Here is a 749-nt window from a genome sequence, read left to right on the forward strand (position 1 = left end):
CACCGGCCTGATGGCTCTTTTGTTCCAACATGGTTTTCAGCATGGCCCAGCCCGCGTCCAACGTGCTTTTGGCCATGGTGGTCTTGACCAGCTTGGCGCTGGCCACGTCGCCCACGAAGATGGCGGCGTTTTGTCGCACCATCTCGGTGCTGAATTTGTGCAGCGCGTCTTTACGCTGATTTTTGATCTTGGCGTGGATCGCCTTGACCCGTTTTTTCTTTCGGGCGCGCTGCGCCTTGGCCAGTTCCAGCTCGTGGTTGCGGTACCAGCGCCCTTCCAGCTTGTCGCCTGCGCTGGGGGTGGCGCACTCTTTCAGGCCCAAGTCGATGCCGACCGCTGCCGTGCCTTGTGTTGGCTGGCACTGCACTTCCACCGCGACGTTGAAGTACCAGCGGCCCCGGCTGTCCTCGCTGAACGAACCGGAACGCAATTCGTACTTCGAGAGACCGTAGCTGTCCCACAAGCTGAAGTGGTACCCCGCAAAATGGATTTGCCCAGCCTTGTATTTGGCATGCCCGATCTTGAACGGAATCCAACCCAGCGAATACTTGGCCGATTTGGGATTCGAGACGCGCCAATTCAGCCGCATCTTCTTGAATTGCTTGCGCCGCGTGGCGTACTCGACGCACACCAGTTGCACAGTGCCGCTGCCGACTGCCACGCCCTCGCACTTGCTGTACCCAGCGGTGAGCTTTTGCAGGTCGTACCCCGACAAGTACTTGGGCGGCCCGAAGTACGGGCGGGCCGCC

1 protein-coding gene is annotated in these 749 nt (G+C 60.2%); it reads right to left on the bottom strand.

The window, feature by feature from the left end; all coding sequences use genetic code 11:
- Positions 1-749, bottom strand: a 749-nt coding sequence (locus CON76_RS10440) for an RNA-guided endonuclease InsQ/TnpB family protein (RefSeq protein ID WP_169929040.1), incomplete at both ends; no start/stop codon positions are given.

Source organism: Macromonas bipunctata (assembly GCF_002837135.1).
GTDB lineage: Bacteria > Pseudomonadota > Gammaproteobacteria > Burkholderiales > Burkholderiaceae_C > Macromonas_A > Macromonas_A bipunctata.